This is a genomic window from Curvibacter gracilis ATCC BAA-807 (assembly GCF_000518645.1).
GTDB lineage: Bacteria > Pseudomonadota > Gammaproteobacteria > Burkholderiales > Burkholderiaceae_C > Curvibacter > Curvibacter gracilis.
Map to the genome: position 1 here is coordinate 53,737 of NZ_JADZ01000023.1, position 18,701 is coordinate 72,437.

At 69.2% G+C, this 18,701-nt stretch carries 16 protein-coding genes; 8 read left to right on the plus strand and 8 right to left on the minus strand.

Features of this window, described 5'->3' with window-relative positions; all coding sequences use genetic code 11:
* Positions 1 to 85 precede the first annotated feature (85 nt).
* Positions 86 to 1,090, plus strand: a complete 1,005-nt coding sequence (locus tag L880_RS0117205; RefSeq protein ID WP_027476730.1) for an aldo/keto reductase — start codon at positions 86 to 88, stop codon at positions 1,088 to 1,090.
* Entirely contained in the window at positions 1,087 to 2,076 is a 990-nt protein-coding gene (locus L880_RS0117210; protein WP_027476731.1) for a Bug family tripartite tricarboxylate transporter substrate binding protein, read from the plus strand. Before L880_RS0117205 ends, L880_RS0117210 begins: the two co-directional genes overlap by 4 nt.
* Positions 2,077 to 2,080: 4 nt before the next feature.
* Here L880_RS0117210 and L880_RS0117215 read toward each other — a convergent pair whose 3' ends face one another.
* The 4 genes from L880_RS0117215 to L880_RS0117230 all read right to left on the minus strand — a co-directional run bounded on the left by L880_RS0117215 (position 2,081) and on the right by L880_RS0117230 (position 6,486).
* Positions 2,081 to 3,544 (minus strand): flavin-containing monooxygenase, encoded by a 1,464-nt coding sequence (locus L880_RS0117215; RefSeq protein ID WP_027476732.1) that lies wholly within the window; start codon positions 3,542 to 3,544, stop codon positions 2,081 to 2,083.
* A 161-nt stretch (positions 3,545 to 3,705) separates the two neighbouring features.
* Positions 3,706 to 4,971 (minus strand): NAD(P)/FAD-dependent oxidoreductase, encoded by a 1,266-nt coding sequence (locus L880_RS0117220; RefSeq protein WP_027476733.1) that lies wholly within the window; start codon positions 4,969 to 4,971, stop codon positions 3,706 to 3,708.
* Complete coding sequence (locus L880_RS0117225; protein ID WP_027476734.1) at positions 4,968 to 5,291, minus strand: 2Fe-2S iron-sulfur cluster-binding protein; 324 nt, start codon at positions 5,289 to 5,291, stop codon at positions 4,968 to 4,970. Before L880_RS0117225 ends, L880_RS0117220 begins: the two co-directional genes overlap by 4 nt.
* A gap of 16 nt (positions 5,292 to 5,307) precedes the next feature.
* Positions 5,308 to 6,486, minus strand: coding sequence for a cytochrome P450 (locus L880_RS0117230; RefSeq protein WP_019575091.1), 1,179 nt, complete (start codon positions 6,484 to 6,486; stop codon positions 5,308 to 5,310).
* Between the two features lie 114 nt (positions 6,487 to 6,600).
* On the opposite strand from L880_RS0117230, the gene L880_RS0117235 reads away from it, so the two are divergent.
* The gene (locus tag L880_RS0117235) at positions 6,601 to 7,560 is read left to right on the plus strand and encodes a helix-turn-helix domain-containing protein (protein ID WP_051443384.1); all 960 of its coding nucleotides are present in this window, start codon (positions 6,601 to 6,603) and stop codon (positions 7,558 to 7,560) included.
* Here L880_RS0117235 and L880_RS0117240 read toward each other — a convergent pair.
* Entirely contained in the window at positions 7,527 to 8,453 is a 927-nt protein-coding gene (locus tag L880_RS0117240) for a LysR family transcriptional regulator (protein WP_031255072.1), read from the minus strand. The genes L880_RS0117235 and L880_RS0117240 overlap by 34 nt on opposite strands.
* A gap of 86 nt (positions 8,454 to 8,539) precedes the next feature.
* Here L880_RS0117240 and L880_RS0117245 point away from each other — a divergent pair, with 86 nt between their 5' ends.
* The 3 genes from L880_RS0117245 (at position 8,540) to L880_RS0117255 (ending at position 10,878) form a co-directional block, all read left to right on the plus strand.
* A complete protein-coding gene (locus L880_RS0117245; RefSeq protein ID WP_019575094.1) occupies positions 8,540 to 8,908 on the plus strand; it encodes a protocatechuate 4,5-dioxygenase subunit alpha in 369 nt (122 codons plus the stop codon).
* Positions 8,909 to 8,952: 44 nt separating this feature from the next.
* Positions 8,953 to 9,789, plus strand: coding sequence for a class III extradiol dioxygenase family protein (locus L880_RS0117250; protein WP_027476736.1), 837 nt, complete (start codon positions 8,953 to 8,955; stop codon positions 9,787 to 9,789).
* 75 nt (positions 9,790 to 9,864) lie between these two features.
* Entirely contained in the window at positions 9,865 to 10,878 is a 1,014-nt protein-coding gene (locus L880_RS0117255; protein WP_027476737.1) for a Bug family tripartite tricarboxylate transporter substrate binding protein, read from the plus strand.
* A 4-nt stretch (positions 10,879 to 10,882) separates the two neighbouring features.
* On the opposite strand, the gene L880_RS0117260 is transcribed toward L880_RS0117255, so the two are convergent.
* Both L880_RS0117260 and L880_RS0117265 read right to left on the minus strand, forming a co-directional pair.
* A complete protein-coding gene (locus L880_RS0117260; protein WP_027476738.1) occupies positions 10,883 to 11,878 on the minus strand; it encodes a ZIP family metal transporter in 996 nt (331 codons plus the stop codon).
* A gap of 132 nt (positions 11,879 to 12,010) precedes the next feature.
* Entirely contained in the window at positions 12,011 to 12,916 is a 906-nt protein-coding gene (locus tag L880_RS0117265; RefSeq protein WP_027476739.1) for a dienelactone hydrolase family protein, read from the minus strand.
* Positions 12,917 to 13,090: 174 nt separating this feature from the next.
* On the opposite strand from L880_RS0117265, the gene L880_RS32675 reads away from it, so the two are divergent.
* Both L880_RS32675 and L880_RS0117275 read left to right on the plus strand, forming a co-directional pair.
* Entirely contained in the window at positions 13,091 to 15,157 is a 2,067-nt protein-coding gene (locus L880_RS32675; RefSeq protein WP_051443385.1) for a sensor domain-containing diguanylate cyclase, read from the plus strand.
* Positions 15,158 to 15,168: 11 nt separating this feature from the next.
* Positions 15,169 to 16,065 carry an NAD-dependent epimerase/dehydratase family protein gene (locus L880_RS0117275; protein WP_027476740.1) on the plus strand — a complete coding sequence of 299 codons (897 nt, stop codon included), beginning with the start codon at positions 15,169 to 15,171 and terminating at the stop codon, positions 16,063 to 16,065.
* A gap of 19 nt (positions 16,066 to 16,084) precedes the next feature.
* Here the strand turns inward: L880_RS0117275 and L880_RS0117280 are convergent, their stop codons facing one another.
* Positions 16,085 to 18,637, minus strand: a complete 2,553-nt coding sequence (locus L880_RS0117280) for a putative bifunctional diguanylate cyclase/phosphodiesterase (protein WP_084461388.1) — start codon at positions 18,635 to 18,637, stop codon at positions 16,085 to 16,087.
* Positions 18,638 to 18,701: the final 64 nt, after the last annotated feature.

Below are 18,701 nucleotides of genomic sequence, written 5' to 3' on the forward strand. Positions count from 1 at the left end.
GAGTCTCCTGGCAAAGAAATCATTGTATTGACGCACTCTCCCCATGGGGGATGCAAGGCCAAATCGGCTTTCTGAAAGGATTTTTATGACCACCCGCTCCATCGGCCCCTTCCAGGTCAGCCCCATCGGCCTGGGCTGCATGAACCTCAGCCATGCCTACGGCCAGCCGCCCGCCTTTGACGACGCCGAACGCCTGCTGCTGCGCGCGCTCGACCTGGGCGTGACCCTGTTCGACACCGCCGCGCTGTACGGTTTTGGCGCCAATGAAACCCTGGTCGGCCAGGTGCTGGCCAAGCACCGCAGCAAGTTCATCCTGGCCAGCAAGTGCGGCATGCAGGGGGTGCAGTTCCCTGAGGGCATGAAGCGCGTCATCGACGGCCGCCCCGAGACCCTGCGCGCCAGTTGCGAGGCCAGCCTGAAGCGCCTGCAGACCGATGTGATCGACCTGTACTACCTGCACCGCTGGGACAAGCAGGTGCCCATCGAAGACTCGGTGGGGGCGCTGGCCGATCTGGTGCGCGCCGGCAAGGTGCGCGCCATCGGCCTCAGCGAGGTCTCGGCCAGCACCCTGCTCAAGGCCCATGCGGTGCATCCGATCAGCGCCGTGCAGACCGAGTACTCGCTGTGGACCCGCAATCCCGAGATCGCCGTGCTGCAGGCCTGCCGCGACATCGGCGCCGCCTTTGTGGCCTTCAGCCCCGTGGCGCGCGGCTACCTGACCGGCAAGGTGCGCGATGTGGCCACTTTTGACGCCAAGGACATCCGCCGCGCCATGCCGCGCTTTGCCCCCGACAACTACGCGGCCAATCTGGCCCTGCTCGACGGCGTGGCCGAGGTGGCGCAGGCCGCCGGCTGCACCCTGGCGCAACTGGCCCTGGCCTGGCTGCTGCAGCGCGGCGAGCACATCATCCCCATCCCGGGCACCACCCGCATCGACCACCTGGAAGAAGACCTGGGCGCCCTGCAGGTCACGCTGAGCCCGGCCCAGATGGCCCGGCTGGACGAACTGATCAACCGCCACACCGTGAAGGGCCCGCGCTACAACGCCGGCAACCAGGTCGAGATCGACACCGAAGAGTTCACGGCATGAGGCCCAGCCGACGCCACTGCCTGCAACACCTGGCCGCCCTGCCGGCCCTGGCCCTGCTGGGCGCCACCGGCGCCCGTGCCGAGGGCGCGGCCTTTCCGCAGCGCCCCATCACGCTGCTGGTGCCCTTTGGTGCCGGGGGCGTGGCCGACCTGACGGCGCGCATCGTGGGCCAGGCCATGGGCACGCTGCTCAAGCAGCCCGTGGTGATCGACAACCGCCCCGGCGCCGGCGGCGTGGTGGCCACCAGCCTGGTGGTGAATGCACCGGCCGACGGCCACACCCTGCTGCTGATGAGCAATGCCAGCGCGGTGAGCGTGCACCTGTTCAAGAAGCTGCCCTACGATGTGACGCGCCAGTTGGCCCCCATCAGCACGCTGGGCTTTTTTGACCTGGCGCTGGCGGTGCCGGCCAACTCGCGTTTCAAGAACCTGGCCGATCTGCTGGCCTACGCCCGGGCCCAACCCGGGCGCCTGACGCTGGGCAGCATCGCCCCGGGCAGCACCCAGCACCTGGCGGCCGAGCTGTTCAAGTGGCGCGCCGGCATCGAGGCCACGGTGGTGCCCTACAAGGGCTCGCCCGCGCTGATCAATGCGCTGCGCGCCGGCGAGGTGGACGTGGGCTTCGAGATCCTCAGCCCCCTGCTGCCCCAGGTGAGCGGCCAGGCGCTGCGCCTGCTGGCCGTCACCGGCCCCAAGCGCTTTGCCGGCCTGCCCCAGGTGCCCACCGTCAAGGAGCAGGGCCTGGCCAACTACGAGGTGGACAGCTGGAACGCCCTGGCCGCCCCCGCCGGCACACCGGCCAGCACCGTGGCCCGCATTGCCTGGGCCGCCCGCGAAGCCGTCGCCCAGCCCGAGGTGCAGGACGGCCTGCGCAAGCTGGGCGTCACCCCCCAGGCCGGCACGCCGGCCGAACTGGCCCAGTTGCTGGGCCAGGAGATCACGCACTGGGGCGAGGTGGTGCGCAAGGCGGGGATCACACCGGAGTGAGGGCTCAGCGGTAGACCAGCGCCTCGTCCCGCAGCGACGCCCCGGGCAGGATGACACGCTCCTCGGCGTACTCCAGGCCGTGCCGCCACGGGTGGCGATCCCCCTGGCCGAACAGGGTGGCCTGCGCGCGCATGACATAACCCGCGTTGAAGTTGTCGGCCTCGCTCCAGGGCCGGCGTGGCATGCCGGCGTCGGCCTCCGGCACGGTGGGGACCACCATGGCATGGCCCTGCTCGCGCAGGTGGGCCAGCAGGCGGCACACCCAGTCGCACACCAGGTCGGCCCGCAGCGTCCAGCTGGAGCGGAAGTAGCCCTGGGTGTAGGCCATGTTGGGCACCCCTTCGATCATCAGGCCGCGGTAGGTGACGCGCTCGCGCCAATCCACAGGCACCCCGTCGACCTCGAAGCGGATGCCCCCGAACAACTTGAGATTGAAGCCCGTGGCGGTGACGATGAGGTCGGCATCCAGACGCTCACCGCTGGCCAGCTGAATGCCCTGCACATCGAAGCGCTCGATCGTGTCGGTGACCACCGAGGCCCGGCCCGAGCGGATGGCCTGGAACAGATCCCCATCCGGTACCTTGGCAATGCGTTGCTGCCAGGGGCGGTAGCGCGGGTTGAAGTGCCGATCCAGGTCGTAACCCTCGGGCAGCCGCGCCCGCACATCGTCGAGCAGCAGGGCACGCAAGGCCTCGGGCTGCTCAAACGACAGCCGAATCACCTCGTCCGATCTGGCCACGAAGGCCCGGCGCATGATCTCGTGAAACCAGGCATCAGGCAGATGGAGCGGGCGCAGTTGCGCCGCCAGCGGGTGCTCCCAGGGCTCGGCCGCGAAGAAGGTGGGCGAGCGCTGCAGCATCGTGACGTGGGCCGCCTCGTTTGCCAGGCTGGGGATCAGGGTGGCGGCCGTGGCCCCTGAGCCGATGACCACCACGCGCCGGTCCTCGCAGGACAAATCCTGCGGCCAATGCTGGGGGTGCACCACCTGCCCCTGGAAGTCCTTGAGCGTGGGCCAGTCCGGGGTGTGGCCCTGCTCGTGGTCGTAGTAGCCCGCACAGATCCAGAGAAAGGCGGTGGTGAAGGTCTGGCTTTCGTCGGCCCCCTCGCGGGTCACGGTGAGCGTCCATCGGTGGGTGTCGGACGACCAGATGGCCGACTGGACCTTGTGGCCGTAGCGGATGTGCGGGGCCAGGTCGTTCTCTGCGATCACCTCGTCCAGGTAGGCTCGGATCTCTTCGGCGCTTGCGATGGCGCGCCCTGTCCAGGGTTTGAAGCCATAGCCATAGGTGAACAGGTCACTGTCGGAGCGCGCACCCGGGTAGCGGTGGGTCCACCAGGTGCCGCCAAAGCCTGGCATGGCCTCAAGAAGGCAGAAGGAACGGTCGGGGAAGCGTTGGCGCAGATGGCAGGCCGCGCCCAGGCCGGAGATGCCGGCGCCGATGATGAGAACGTCGAAGTCTTGCGTCATGAGCTAGGCCTCCTGGTTGGCTGACCAGGGCATCCTAGACCTCGGGTCACAACCCGCACTCACCCACGCGACAGAAGTCCGGTGTGGCCGGACGCACCTGCTGACGCCCTTGCTGGGGCCCTGCCGACGCAGGGCGCCATCAGGGCACCACTAGCCCGTCATCAGCCCGCCAACAACCCAGCCAGGTTGAAGCCCGGGTCAGCCGCCTGCTCAGGCGTGGGCGACACGCCCGCGTCGAGCAGCTTGCGCGCCGTCAGGTGGTCCTTGGCGGCGTTCACCGAGTCCACCGCCACCAGGCGCCCGGCGCGGTACTGGAAGACCGAGAACGGGCCCTCGTCCAGGCTGCCGCGCAGCACCGCCTGGTCGGCGCCCTCCGACAGGCCGGCCATCTGCAGCTTGCGGTCGTACTGGTCGGACCAGAACCAGGGCGTGGCGGTGAAGGGCCGGTCCTGCCCCAGCAGGGCCGCCGCCGCCGACTTGCCCTGCTCGGAGGCGTTCTGCACCGACTCCAGGCGCAGCAGCCGGCCGTCCGGCAGGCGGCGCGCGGCACAATCGCCCGCCGCCACGATCAGCGGATCGGCGGTGCGCCCGCAGGCGTCCACCACAATGCCGCGGTCCACCGCCAGGCCGGCCTCGCGGGCCAGGGCATCGTTGGGCTGCACGCCCACACCCAGCACCACCAGACCGCAGGGCAGCTCGCGGCCATCGGCCAGTTGCACGGCCCGGGCCTGGCCGTCTTGCACCACCAGACGCTCGATGGCGGCGCCCAGTTCCAGCGCCACCCCGTGGCTGCGGTGCAGTGCGGCATACCAGTCGGACAATTGCGGGCTCAGCACCCGGCCCAGCAGGCGCGGCGCGGCTTCAAGCACGGTCACGGCCACGCCCTTCTTGCGCGCCGTGGCCGCCACCTCCAGGCCGATGAAGCCGCCGCCGATCACCACCAGGGGCAGACCCTCGGCCTGGCAACGGGCCAGCCCGGTGGCGATGGCCACGGCGTCGTCTCGGCTGCGCAGGGTCAGCACATTGGCCGCCTCGGCGCCGGGCAAGGGCAGGCGCCGCGGCGTGGCGCCGGTGGCCAGCACCAGGCCGGTGTAGGGCAGCGCGCTGCCATCGGCCAGCCGCACCTGCTGTGCCGCGCGGTCGATGGCCTGCACCGGGCTGCCGGTGCGCAGGGTGATCTGCTTGCGCGCCAGCATCTCGGGCGCCCGCATCAGCAACTGGGCCGCATCCACCTCGCCGGCCAGCCAGGCCTTGGACAGCGGCGGGCGGTGGTAAGGCGCATGCGGCTCGTCGCCCAGCAGGGTGATGGCGGCGCTGCTGCCGCCGCTGCGCAGGGCCTCGGCCGCCATCAGGCCGGCCTGGCCGGCCCCGATGATGACGATGTGCGCCCCGGGGTCTTGCGGGGCGGTGTCGGGCAGGCCGCTCATTCCTGCGTCTCGGGCAGGCTCAGGCTGCCGCCGGCCAGGGCCGGGCTGGCCTTGATCTGGCAGGCCAGGCGGCTGTTGGGGCGCCGCTCGGCGGACACGTTGTCCAGCATGTCGAGCTCGCTGGCGCTGGGCGCAGGCAAGGCGGCCATCAGCAGATCGTCCACGTAGCAGTGGCAGGTGGCACAGGCGCAGGAGCCGCCGCATTCGCCCAGGATGCCGTCGATGCCGTTGGCGATGGCGGCCTGCATCAGGCTCCAGCCGTCGGGAACGTCCACGTCGGTGCGTTGGCCCGAGGCTTCGATGTAGGTGAGTGTGGTCATGGGTGGGGCTCCAGGTTCAGCGGGTGCTCAGGTCCAGCACCAGGGGGCTGCGGAAGGTGGACGACGGCATCCAGGCCAGTTGGTCCTGCATGCGGTGGTACTCGGGCACCACCTGGTGGAACTCCTCGAACGCGGTCTTGATGGCCAGGCGCGCGATCGCCGTGCCCAGGCAGGCATGCACGCCGCCGCCAAAGCCCAGGTGGCCGCGTGGCTTGCGTGTGATGTCGTAGGCATCGGGGTTGGGGTACTGGCGCTCGTCGCGGTTGCCCGACCCATAGGCCAGGCAGACGAAGTCGCCGGTCTTCATGGTCTGGCCATGCAGGGTCACGTCCTTCATCAGGCGGCGGCGGAAGCGCTGGGCCGAGGTGTTGAAGCGCAGCGACTCTTCGACGGCATCGGGCAGCAGGGCCGGGTTGGCCACCACGGCGCGGCGCGCCTCATCGAAGCTGGCCAGGTTGTAGGCAAACATCATCATGAAGCCGCCCAGCGATTCGACACCGGCCATGATCAGCGTGGTGGTGGTCAGCAGCACCTCGCGCTCGTCCAGGCGGTCGCCGTCGATCTCGGCCATGGCGAAGTGGCTGATCAGGTCGTCGCGCGGCTCGGCGCGGCGCATGGCGATCACCTTGGAGGCGTACTCCTGCATCCAGTTGTAGGCCGCGATGTGCTCGGGGCCCTTGGTGCGGGTGCGGGCGTCGCTCTGCACCATCAGCACGGCGTTGTCGCGCACGGTCTGCTCGTCGACGATGGCCTCGTCGCCCATGGGCAGGCCCAGGGCCGCCATCAGCACCTTGACGGTGAACTGCGAGGACACCTCCTTGAAGTCAAAGCGCTCCACCCCGCGCAGCTGGCCGAACACTTGGCGCGCCACGGCACGGATGGGCTCGTCAAGCGCCAGCAGGTTGCGCTTCATGAAGGCATGCTGGATCAGGCCGCGCAGGCGGTCATGGCGCGGTGGATCGGAGCTGCCCAGGGTGGCGCCGGCGCGGCCGGGCAACTCGGTCATGAGGTTGCCGCTGGCCGAGGAATAGGTCTGCCAGTCCTGGCCCGCCGTCACGATGTCGGCGTAGCGCGACAGCACCCACATCTGGGCCTCGGGGCTCCAGAAGCAGGGGTGTTCATCACGCAGGATCTTGTAGTACGGAAAGGGATCGGCATCGATGGCCGGCGAATAGGGGTCGAAACTGAAGCTCATGTTGTCTCCTGGGGCACCCGCTGTGGGGCTGGGCTGAATTCTGTTTTGACCCAGGGCAAAGCGCAGTGGACGAAAGCCGGCCAATACTTGCACTTTTGACGCACCCTGCCTGACATGCCCCACTCGCCCCGATCCCCCCAGCCGGTGCGCCGCCGCTTCAACACCCTGCCCGCGTTTGCGCTCTATGGCGAAGCCGGCAGCCCCGGCGCAGCCTTGCTGCACATTGAATCCATCGAGTCGCGCAGCCGGCTGTACGACTGGGAGATCGATGCCCATGTGCATCAGGGTTTGCACCAGGTGCTGTGGCTGCGCTCGGGCTGGGCCGAGGTGGTCTTGGACGAAAGTCGCAGTCGCTGCGAAGGCCCCACGGCGGTGCTCATCCCCCCCGGCGTGGCGCACGCCTTCCGTTTCTCGTCCGACAGCGACGGCCATGTGCTGACCGTCAACGCCCACCTGCTGGCCGAGGGCGAGGCCGCCGGCATGGGCCAGGCCCTGCAGCAGCTGTTCGCCCGCCCGCGCACCCTGCCGCTGGAGGCGGGTTCGCCCGACGTATCCCGCCTGCAGCCCCTGTTCGAGGCCCTGCACGCCGAAAACAGCGCCGACGACGCCGCCGAGGCGCCCGTGCCCCTGTGGCTGGCCCGGGCCGTGGTCTGGCGCCTGGCCCAACTGGGTCAGCGCGGCCTGCCCGAGGCTGACAGCCCTCACGGCGAGAGCCGGCCTTCACGCCGCCAGGCGCTGTACACACGTTGGGTGGTGCTGCTGGAGTCGCACTACCGCGAGCACTGGCCGGTGTCGCGCTATGCCGAGCAACTGGGCCTGTCCACCGAACGGCTGAACCGCATGGTGGCGGCCGAAACCGGGCGCAACGCGCAAGAGCTGCTGCACGCCCGCCTGGCACGCGAGGCCTGCCGCCGGCTGGTGCACATCGCCGCGCCCGTGCAGCGCATCGCCTTCGACCTGGGCTTTGAAGACCCGGCCTACTTCTGCCGCTTCTTCAAGCGCCACACCGGCCAGTCGCCCCGCGCCTACCGCCAACAGGCTCAAGGCGGCGCAGGCGCCACGCCATCGGGTTGAACAGCGCGGGCCACGTCGTCCAGCGCGTGGCGCAGCCACTGGTGCACCGGGTCGCTGTGGTGGCGCAGGTGCCACACCTGGTACATGGGCATGGGCGGTGTGACCAGGGGCACCGGGGCCATGGCCAGGCCCCGCAGGCTGTGGCGCGCCAGCAGCGAAGGCGCGGTGGCCAGCCAGTCGCTGCCGCGCAGCATCGAGCCCAGCGCGGCCATGCCCGGCACGCTGGCCACGAAGCGGCGCTCCAGGCCCTGGGCCAGCATCCACTGGTCGATGTCCAGCGTGCGGCGCGGCTCGTACAGCACGGTCACGTGGTCGGCGCCCAGATAGGCCTCGCGGCTGGCCGGGGCGGCCCGCTGGCCGGGGTCGTAGAACACGGCGTAGCGGTCTTCGAACAGGCGTTTTTGCAGGATGTCCGAGCCCTCGGGCGGGCGCGGCGTGATGATCAGCTGGCACACCTCGTCGCGCAGCAAGGCCGGGCCGGGTGCGCCCGACTTGATCACCCGCAGAGTGACGCCCGGGGCCTGCTCGCGCAGGCGGCGCAGCAGGGGCGGCAGCAGCAGGTCGCGCTGCAGGTCGTTGGCCGCGATGGTGAAACAGGTGTTGAGCCGGGCCGGCTCAAAGCCGGCGGCCACGCTGAAGGCCTCCAGTTCATCGAGCAGGTGGCGGGCCCGCTGCGCCAGCAGGCCCGCCTGGGCCGTGGCCACGATGCCGCGCCCCGACTTGACGAACAGCGGATCGCCCACGATGGCGCGCAGCCGGTCCAGGCCGTGGCTGACCGCCGACTGGGTCAGGCCCAGGCGCTGGGCGGCACCGGTCACGCTGCCAGCCTCCTGCACCGTGACCAGCAGTTGCAGCAGGCGGGCGTCCAGACTCAACCAATCAAATTTATTCATGAGATGTATGAGTATCCATCTGTTTATCTTTGGCAATGGCCCCGGAATACTCCGCCCCTGACACAGATCAACCGCAGGAGACCCCGATGACCGCCACCAAGCCCCAGATCCCGGGCACCACCTTGTTCGACGGCGACCAGGCCCAGAAAGGCTACGCCCTGAACAAGATGTGCTTCTCGTTCAACAGCGCCGACCAGCGCAACGCCTTCAAGGCCGACGAAGCCGCCTACATGGCCGCCTACGGCCTGAACGAGGAACAGGCCCGGGCCATCCGTGAACGCGACGTGCTGGGCCTGCTGGCGGCCGGCGGCAATGTGTACTACCTGGCCAAGTTCGCCGGCATCCTGGGCCTGGATGTGCAAGACCTGGGCGCCGCCCAGACCGGCATGAGCAAGGACGCCTTCAAGGCCATGCTGCTGGCGCAGAACCAGCAACCCGACACCCTGGCCGCCTGAGCCGCCCCCCACAAGCACGATAACGACGACAACGGAGAAACAAAATGGCAAAGATTGTTGGTGGCATGACCACTTCCCACGTGCCCGCGATCGGCGGCGCCATGGCCAAGGGCATTCAGAACGAACCCTACTGGAAGCCCTTTTTTGACGGCTTTCTGCCGGTTCGCCAGTGGCTGGACGACGTCAAGCCCGACATCGCGGTGGTGTTCTACAACGACCACGGCCTGAACTTCTTCCTCGACAAGATGCCCACCTTCGCCGTGGGGGCCGCGCCGCAGTACAACAACGCCGACGAAGGCTGGGGCATCCCCACGCTGCCGCCCTTCAAGGGGGTGCCCGACCTGTCGTGGCACATCATCAACCACCTGGTCGAGCAGGAGTTCGACATCACCACCTGCCAGGAAATGCTGGTGGACCACGCCTTCACCCTGCCGCTGAAACTGTTCTGGCCCGAGGGCGAGTGCCCGGTGCTGACGGTGCCGATCTGCATCAACACCGTGCAGTTCCCCCTGCCGAGTGCCAAGCGCTGCCTGGCCCTGGGCAAGGCGGTGGGCCAGGCCATCGCCAGCTGGGACAGCGACAAGAAGGTGGTGGTGATCGGCACCGGTGGCCTGAGCCACCAGCTCGACGGCGAGCGCGCCGGCTTCATCAACAAGCCCTTCGACCTGAAGTTCATGGACAGCCTGTTCAACGACCCCGAATGGGCCACCCAGTTCAGCATCCCCGAACTGGTCGAGAAGACCGGCACCCAGGGCGTGGAGTTGCTGATGTGGCTGGCCACCCGCGCCGCCGTGCCGGGCCAGGTGCGCAAGGTGCACACCAACTACCACATCCCGATCTCCAACACCGCAGCAGGCACCATGGCCTTTGCCGCCGCGTAAAGCTCGCCAACCTGCCTGTCCTGGGCGGGCGTTCTGCCTAGAATCGCGGCCACAACAACCGTTGGAGACCCGAACATGACCGAACGCCAAGCCCGCGCGGGCGCCGCAACCCCCACCCGCCGCCAGGCCCTCCTGCAGACCGCAGGGGCCCTGGCGGTTTTTTCATGCGGCTCAAGCGTGCAGGCCCAGGCCGGGTATCCGGCCAAGCCTGTGCACTTCGTGGTGGGCTACCCGGCAGGCGGTGCGGTGGACATCGTGGGCCGCACCGTGGGCCAGGCCATGTCCACGGTGCTGGGCCAGCCGGTGATCGTCGACAACAAGCCCGGCGCGGGCAGCAACATCGCCATCAAGTCGGTGATCGACAGCCCGGCCGATGGCTACAACCTGCTGGTGGCCGCCAACGCGCTGGCGGCCAACATGGCGCTGTACCAACCGGCCCCCTTTGACGCCGAGCGCGACCTGGCCCCGGTGGGCCTGATCGGGCGCGTGCCGGTGGTGCTGGCGGTGAACCCGACGGCCGGCATCGACAGCCTGGCCCAGTTGCTGAAAACGGCCAAGGACAAGCCCGGCAGCGTGAACTACGCCACCCCGGGCAATGGCTCGACCCCGCACCTGGCGGTGGAGCTGTTCGAGCGCGCCGCCGGCGTGCAACTGGCCCATGTGCCCTACCGCGGCGGCGGCCCGGCCATCACCGATGTGGTGGGCGGCCAACTGCCCATGGTGGCGGTCAACGCGCTCGAAGCCGTGGCCCAGGTGCGCGCCGGCCGGCTCAAGGTGTTGGCCGTGATGAGTGCCAAGCGCAGCAGCCTGTTCCCCGAAGCCCCCACCCTGGCCGAATCGGGCTTTGCCGGCTTTGAAGCCTCGGTCTGGTACGGCCTGCTGGCCCCGGCCGCCACACCCAAGCCCGTGCTGGCCCAGCTGAATGCCGCCCTGCAGAAGGCCCTGGCCCAGAAAGACGTGCGCGACAAACTCAGCGCCGCCGGCGGCGAGGTCGAGCCCGGCAGCGCCGAAGCCTTCGCCACCCTGCTGCACAACGAACGCGCCCGCTACGACAAGGCCATCCGCGCCGGCAACATCAAGCCGGATTGATGCTTCAATGGGTGTGGGCCAGCCCGCTGGCCCAGGTCACCAGCACGATACCCAGGGCCAGCCAGAACACCTGCGCCAGGGTCTGGCGCGCCGTGAGGCGCTTCTGCAACTGCGGGATCAGGTCGGCCAGGGCCACATAGATGAAGCTGCTGGAGGCCACGGTCAGAAAGTACGGCAGCAGGTCTTCCAGCTGTTCGACCAGGAAGAAACCCACCAGCCCGCCGAGCGCGGTCACGGCCCCCGCCAGCGAGACCTTCATCAGCGCCAGGCGCCGGTTGCGGCTGGCGCGCCGCAGCACCACCAGGTCGCCCATGTGGTGCGGCACCTCGTGGGCCAGCACGGCCAGTGCCGACACCAGGCCCAGGCGCGGGTCGGCCACAAAGGCCGAGGCGATCAGGATGCCGTCGCCGAAGCAGTGCACGCTGTCGCCCGTGATCAGCGACCAGCCGCCCGACAGGCTGGGGCCAGGCTCCTGGGTGTGGGCATGGGCATGGGCATGGGCATGGGCATGGGCATGGGCATGGGCGTGGCCCTCATGCTGATGCGGAGGATGCGCTTGAGCCTGGCCAGCGCCGTGCGCATGACCATGGCCTGTGAGTGCCGCCGCTGAACCATGAACATGACCGTGGTCATGGTCATGGTCATGGTCATGGTCATGGTCATGGTCATGGTCATGGTCATGGTCATGGTCATGGTCATGACCGTGCCCATGCTCATGCCCGTGGTGCCAGAGTTCGGCCTTGTCGAGCAGGAAAAAGAACACCACCCCGATCAGCAGGGTGGCAAACAAGGCATGCGGGCTGGCCTGGCCTTCAAAGGCCTCGGGCAGCAGGTGCATGAAGGCGGTGGCCAGCAAGGCGCCGGCTGCCAGGCTCAGCAGGTGCTGGGCATTGATGCCGCCGCGCCCCGAGTCCACGCCGGCACGCATCAGAAAAGCGGCCACCCAGACACTGCCGATGCCGGCAGTCAGGGTGGCCAGGATGATTTGTAGCAAAGTCATAAGCAATCGTCGGGCGGGCAGGCCGGCCGCGGCCGGGGCCCCCACATCAGGAGCGGGCCTGCCGCATCAGGCAAACCGCTTGCCCAGGCCCGGCAGGCCAATGGGGCAGTTTAGCGGCTGGGCCGGCCGGGTTCAGGCCACCCCGTGCTGTTTGAACCATTCCAGGGTGCGTTTCCAGCCGTCTTCGGCCGCTTCCTTGCGGTAGCTGGGGCGGTAGTCGGCATGGAAGGCGTGCGGCGTGTCGGGGTAGACCACGAACTGCGAGGCGCGGGCGGCCTCCGGGCCGGCCGCCAGCGCGGTCTTCATGCGCTCCACCGTGTCTTGCGGGATGCCGGTGTCGGCGCCACCGTACAGACCCAGCACCGGGGCCTTGAGGCCGGCCACCCGGTCGATCGGGTGCTGCGGCGTGAGCTCGCTGGGCTGGCCCACCAGGCGGCCGTACCAGGCCACGGCCGCCTTGACGGGCGCATGCGAGGCGTACAACCTGGTGATGCGCCCACCCCAGCAAAAACCCGTGATGGCCGTCTTGTCGAGGTTGCCCCCATTGGCGCCCGCCCATTTCAGGGTGGCGTCCAGATCGGACAGCACCTGGGCATCGGGCACCTTGGACACCAGCTCGCTCATCAGGCGGGCCATGTCGGTGTACTTGGAGGCGTCGCCCTGGCGGCTGTACAGCTCGGGCGCGATGGCCAGGTAGCCATGGCGTGCAAAGCGGCGGCAAACATCGGCGATGTACTCGTGCACCCCGAAGATCTCCTGCACCACCAGCACCACAGGCAGGTGGGTCTTGCCGGTGGGGGCCGCGCGGTAGGCCGACAGGGCGAAGCCGTTGGCGTCGATGCTCACGCGCCCGGCCTCCAGGCCTTCGGCGGTGGTGTGGATGGCCGTCTGTGCCTGCAGCGGCTGCGCCGCCGCGGCGTAACCCATCCCGAGGCCCAGCGCGGCCTGCAGCGCGGTGCGTCGACTGGGACCTGCCACGCCGGTTTGGCCGGCAGGCAGCAAGGCATCGAATTCAGTCTTCAGATCGTCAGGCAGCATGAAACTCTCCAGGTGATGAGTGAGGTTCGGGTCGGTGAGGCTTGGCAGTGTAGGCAATTCGCACCAACCCTGCCGACAGACGGCCTCGGGGCGCCCAGTCGAAGCCTCCCCATCTGGATTTTTGTAACAATTAATGACAAAACCCCTAGACTGAGCCAACAGCCCCCTCACGCCATGCCCTCGCCCCCCAGCCCCGCCCCTGCGCCCGACACCCCCGTCCACCGCCTGGGCAGGCCCTTGATCCTGTGTGCGACCGGGGCCTTGCTGGTCCTGGTGGCACTGGCCCGATCGGCCTGGCTGCTGGCGCTGGAGCACGATGCGGCCGGCCTCACCCTGTGCGTGCTGGCCATGGTGCTGCCCCTGGTCGGCCTGATGTGGCTGTGGCAGCACCTGCGCCTCGTGCACGAGCACAGCCTGCGGCAGCAGGCCGAACTCCAGGCCGCCCAGGCGCGCAGCGAACGCCTGGAAGGCGCGTTGCGCTGCTTTCCCGACGCGGTGGCCTTGTTCGATGCCGATGACCGGCTGGTGCTGGCCAGCGACCGCTACCGCAGCATGAACCCGGCGGTGGCCCCTTTGCTGCAGCCGGGCGTGCCCTTCGAGCACATCCTGCGCGCCGCCGCGGCCGCCGGTGAGGTGGTGGAGGCCGTGGGCAACGAAGACCAGTGGGTGCGCCAACGCCTCCACCAACACCAGAGCCTGCGCCAGGACTTTCTGCAGGGCCTGGCCGGCAACCGCTGGGTGCGGGTGAACGAATGCCGCACGCCAGACGGCGGCCTGATCGGTCTGCGCACCAACGTGACCGACTTCGTGCGCCAGCAGCAGGCCTTGCAGGAGGCGCGCAGCGATGCCCAGCAGGCGCGCCGCCTGCTGGTGCGGGCCCTGGACGCACTGCCTGCCGCGCTGGAGATCTTTGACGAGCAGGACCACCTGGTGATCTACAACCGGGCGCTGCAGAACATGTTCCCGCACATGGACTACCCCCGCTCGGTGGGCCGGCCCTTTGCCGACATGGCCGCCGAGAGCCTGCGCCACCACACGGTGGTCGAGGCCGTGGGCCAGGAGGAGCAGTGGCTGGCGCAGCGCCTGCAGAGCCGGGCCAGCATGAGCAGCCGCAGCTTTCTTCAGCAGCTGTCGGGGGGACGCTGGGTGCAGGCCTACGAGACCCGCACGCCCGAGGGCTATGTGGTGGCCATCCGGCTGGACATGACCGAACAGGTGAAGCAGCGCGAAGCGCTTGAACAGGCCCAGCGCGAGGGCCAGCGGGCGCGCCAGCTGTTGATGGATGCCCTGGAGGCCCTGCCCGAGGGGCTGGCGGTGTACGACACCGACGACCGCCTGCTCCTGTGCAACACCCAGTACCGGGTGATGTACAGCGGGCTGGCGCACCTGCTGCAGCCTGGCCGCACCTTTGAAGAACTGATGGACTATTCGGTGGCCCACCAGCACTTCGGGCAAGCCCCGCAAAGCGGCGAGACGGCGGAAGACTGGGCCGCCCAGCGCCTGGCCTCGCACCGCCAACCTGGCGCCGCCATGCTGGTGCCCATGCACGATGGGCGCTGGTTCCGGGTGCACGAGCGCAAGACCGCCGAGAAGATGACGGTGGGTGTGCACGTGGACGTGACCGAACTGGTGCTCAAGGAGCAGCAACTGGCCCATGCCAACCAGTTGCTGGCCACCCTGTCGGCCACCGACGGCCTGACCGGCCTGCACAACCGACGCAGCTTTGACGAGGCCTTGACGGCCGAGTGGCAGCGCTGCGCGCGCCATGAACAGCCCCTGGCCCTGCTGCTGGTCGACATCGACCACTTCAAGCTCTACAACGACCACTACGGCCACCTGGCCGGCGACGACTGCCTGCGCCGGGTGGCCCAGGTGCTGAATGCCGATTTCCGGCGCTCGGGCGAGGTGGTGGCCCGCTATGGCGGCGAAGAGTTCGTGCTGCTGCTGCCCGGTATCGCACTCGAGGGCGCCCGCGAGGTGGCCCAGCGCTGCCTGGAACGCATCCGCACCGAGAACATTCCGCACGCCGCCTCACCGACCAGCAACCGGCTGACGCTGAGCATCGGCGTGGCCGCCTGGGTGCCCGATGGCAAGGCCCACGCCCACCAGGCCCACCGCCTGATCAACGCGGCCGACGCCGCGCTCTACCAGGCCAAGCAGAGCGGCCGGGCCCGCTACGTATTGGCCAGCGAACTGCAGGACATGGGCGCACGCCCGCACCTGGCACCCCCTGATCGCTGACAATGCGCTCCATGCACATCCTCCTCACCGGTTCACGCGGGTTCATCGGTCGCACCTTCAAACAGGCCCTGGAGCGCGCGGGTCACACGGTGCTGGGCGGGGTGTCCCCGGGCCGACGCCTCGGGCCGGGGGAATGCGTGATGGACTTTGCCCACGACACCCGTCCCGAAGTGTGGCTGCCCCGGCTGCAAGGGGTGGATGCGGTCATCAACACCGTGGGCGTGCTGCGCGACAGCCGCAGCCGCCCCATCGATGCGGTGCACCGTGACACGCCCATCGCCCTGTTCAGTGCCTGCGCCCAGGCCGGCGTGAAGCGCGTGCTGCAGATCTCGGCGCTGGGCATCGAGGGCAGCCCGACGCGCTATGCCAGCACCAAGCGCGCGGCCGACCAGCACCTGCTGGGCCTGGCCGCCGCGCCGGGCGGGCCCAGCGCGGTGGTGCTGCGCCCCAGCGTGGTGTTTGGCCGGGGCGGTGCCAGCAGTGCCATGTTCATGAGCCTGGCACGCCTGCCCGTGGCGGTGTTCCCGGGCCCGATGTTGACCGCCCGGGTGCAGCCGGTGTCGGTGCACGACCTGGCCGAGGCGGTGGTGGCCCTGCTGGGCCCGGCGCTGGAGCAGCGCGGCATCATCGAATGCACCGGGCCGGCCCCGCTGAGCCTGGGCGAGCTGGTGGCCAGCCTGCGGGCCCAATCGGGCCACAGGCCGGCCTGGGTGCTGAGGCTGCCCGATGGGCTGACGGCCCTGAGCGCCCGCCTGGGTGACCTGGCCCCGGCCTCGGTGCCCTGGTGCAGCGAGACGCTGGCCATGCTGGGCAGCGACAACGTGGGCAACCCGGCCCGCTTCGAGGCCTTGCTGGGCCATGCCGCCACCGCCAGCCAAGAGCTGGTGGCACGGGCCTGGCGCATCTGAGCGTGCGCTGCGGCCGGGCTCAGGCGCCGCCGTCGACCACGGGGTGGCTCAGCGTCCACTGGCGCCACATCTCGGCCATGGGTGCCGGGCGCCCGAACAGATAACCCTGCCCCAGCGTGCAGTTGAGCGATCGCAGCAGCTCGGCCTGCTCCTCGGTCTCCACCCCTTCGGCAATGGCCGGCACCTGCAGGCCGTGGGTGATGTCGATGAAGGCCTTGAGGATGGCCGCGCTGCGCGCGTTCTGCTGCGCCGCCACCAGAAAGCTGCGGTCGATCTTGATCTCGGTGAAGGGGAACTTGTTCAGGTACGAGAGCGAGGAGTAGCCGGTGCCGAAGTCGTCCAGCGCCAGGCCCACGCCCAGGGCCTGCAGCTCACCGAGGGTGGCGCGCATGACCGGGTCGTCCTCGACCAGCAGGCTTTCGGTGATCTCGATCACCAGGGCATGGGGTGGCAGGGCGCTGCGCTGCAGCACCTCGCGCACCCGGTCGATGAAGTCGGCCTGCACCAATTGCCGCTGCGACACATTGACGTGCACGATGAAGCCCTCGCTCAGCGTGTGTTCACGCATCAGCTGGGCCACCTCGACGGCGGCCTGGCGCATCACCCAATGCCCCAGCTCGACGATCAGGCCGGACTCTTCGGCCAGCGGGATGAACTGGGCCGGGCCGATGGCGCCGCGCTGCGGATGCTGCCAGCGCAGCAAGGCCTCCAGCCCGCACAAGGCGCCAGTGTCCAGGCTGACCAGGGGCTGAAAGTAGACCTGGAACTGCCCCTGCACCAGCGCCACGTGCATGTCGGCCGTCAACTCGGCGGCCAGGCGGTTGCGCTCCAGCAGCGACTCGTCGAAGTCGATCCGCTGGCCACGCTCGCCCGACTTGGCTTTTTGCAGCGCGGCGCTGGCAAAACGCAGCAGGTCGCGCTCGAACGCCACCCCATGGGCCGACGCACTGACCACGCCCAGACTGGCCCCCACCAGCACCTCGTCGGTGTCGGTCTGGAACGGTTCGTTGAAACAGCCACGCAGGCTGCGGATGCAGGATTCGGTGTGCGCAGCGCCCGCAGACCCGGGCAGCACCACCAGGAACTCGTCGCCCGAGATGCGCCCGACCAGCGCCTCGCCCGGGCAGGCAGAACGCAGGCGCAAGCCGATCAGGCGCAGCAGTTCGTCGCCCGCGCGCGGCCCCAGCGAGGCGTTGACGGCCCGGAAACGGTCCACACCGAACAGCAGCAGCGTCACCTCACGTGGCTCGGGCCAGCGGCAGGCCGCCATCAGCCCCTCGCGGTTGGGCAGGCCGGTGACCGCATCCAGCAGGGCCATGTCGTGCAGCTTGCCCAACTGCGCCCGGATGCGCTGTGACATGGCATTGAAGGCATCGGTCAGGGTGGCAATCTCATGGATGCGGCTGGGCTCCACCACGGCCGGCGGGGCTTCAGGCCCGGACGCCAGCAAGGTCGCGGCGCTGGCGGCCTGACGGATCGGGTGCGCAATGCGGCGCAGCACCAGCAGGCCCACCAGCAAGCCGGCGCCCGACAGCGACAGCACCAGCACCAGGGCCAGTTGGGCGGTCTCTCTGGCCTGGGCGTTGAGATCGGACTCGGCCACCAGGGCCACCAGGCGCCAGTTCAGGCCGCGCTCATCGTGCAGCAGGGTGCTGCGGCCAAAGTAGCGCTGGCCGCCCTGCTCCACACTGAAATCCGCCGCCTCGGCCGCGCCCAACGCGCCCAGCGCGGCGAAACTGGTCTGCACCAGCGGCTGCTGACTTTGCGCAGCGGTCAGGATCTGCCCCTTGCTGGCCGGGCGGGCCTCTTCGACATGGGAATGCGCCAGCATGCGCCCCTGCGGGTCCACCACATAGGCCAGGGCCGAGGGGTGGTCCTGCAGCAACGGCAGCCGACGCAGCAGCGCGGACAGGTCATTGAGCGAGACATCGGTGCCCAAGACCCCCAGCAGGCGGCCATTGGCACGCAGCACCGGGGTGGTGGCCGAGATCGAGGTGGAGTCGCCAAAGCTGGAGACATAGACCTCCGTCCAGCGCGGCTGCCCTTGGCGCGCAGCCGGGGTGTACCAGGGCCGCTGACGCGGGTCGTAACGCTGGATCACGGCCTGCTCGGCCCCCGTTTCCGTGTCGTAGCTGATCAGGCGCTGGGCCGTGCGGCGGTCTTTCAGAAAGGTCTGCAGGCGGCCATCGGGGCCGATCTTGATGCCGAAGAAATCGCCCTTTTCGGTGCCCAGCTGGATCATGCCGACCTGGGGGAAGTGGGGCCGGTAGATGGACTTGAAATGGCCGCTGAAGAGGGTCTGCACGGCCGTCATGTCGCCGCCCTGGACCAGGTCCTGGCGCGCCAGCAGATCGGCCATGCTGAGCTGCAGGGTGAAGATGACATTGAGGTGGCTGATCACCTCGGCACGCATGTGGTCGCTGGTGGCAAACAGCAGGTTGCGGCCACTGGCCTCGATCAGGCGGTCCGAGGTGAGGCGTTGGGCGCCGATCAGGATGCCGATCGCGATCAGCAGCACCCCCCCGAAGGGCAGTGCCAGCGCGACCCACAGCGGCATCCTCCATCTGGACATGACAACTCCTGAAACCCGGTAGCGAACGGCGTCTGGTGCCGAATCGCCCGATACTAACCAATGA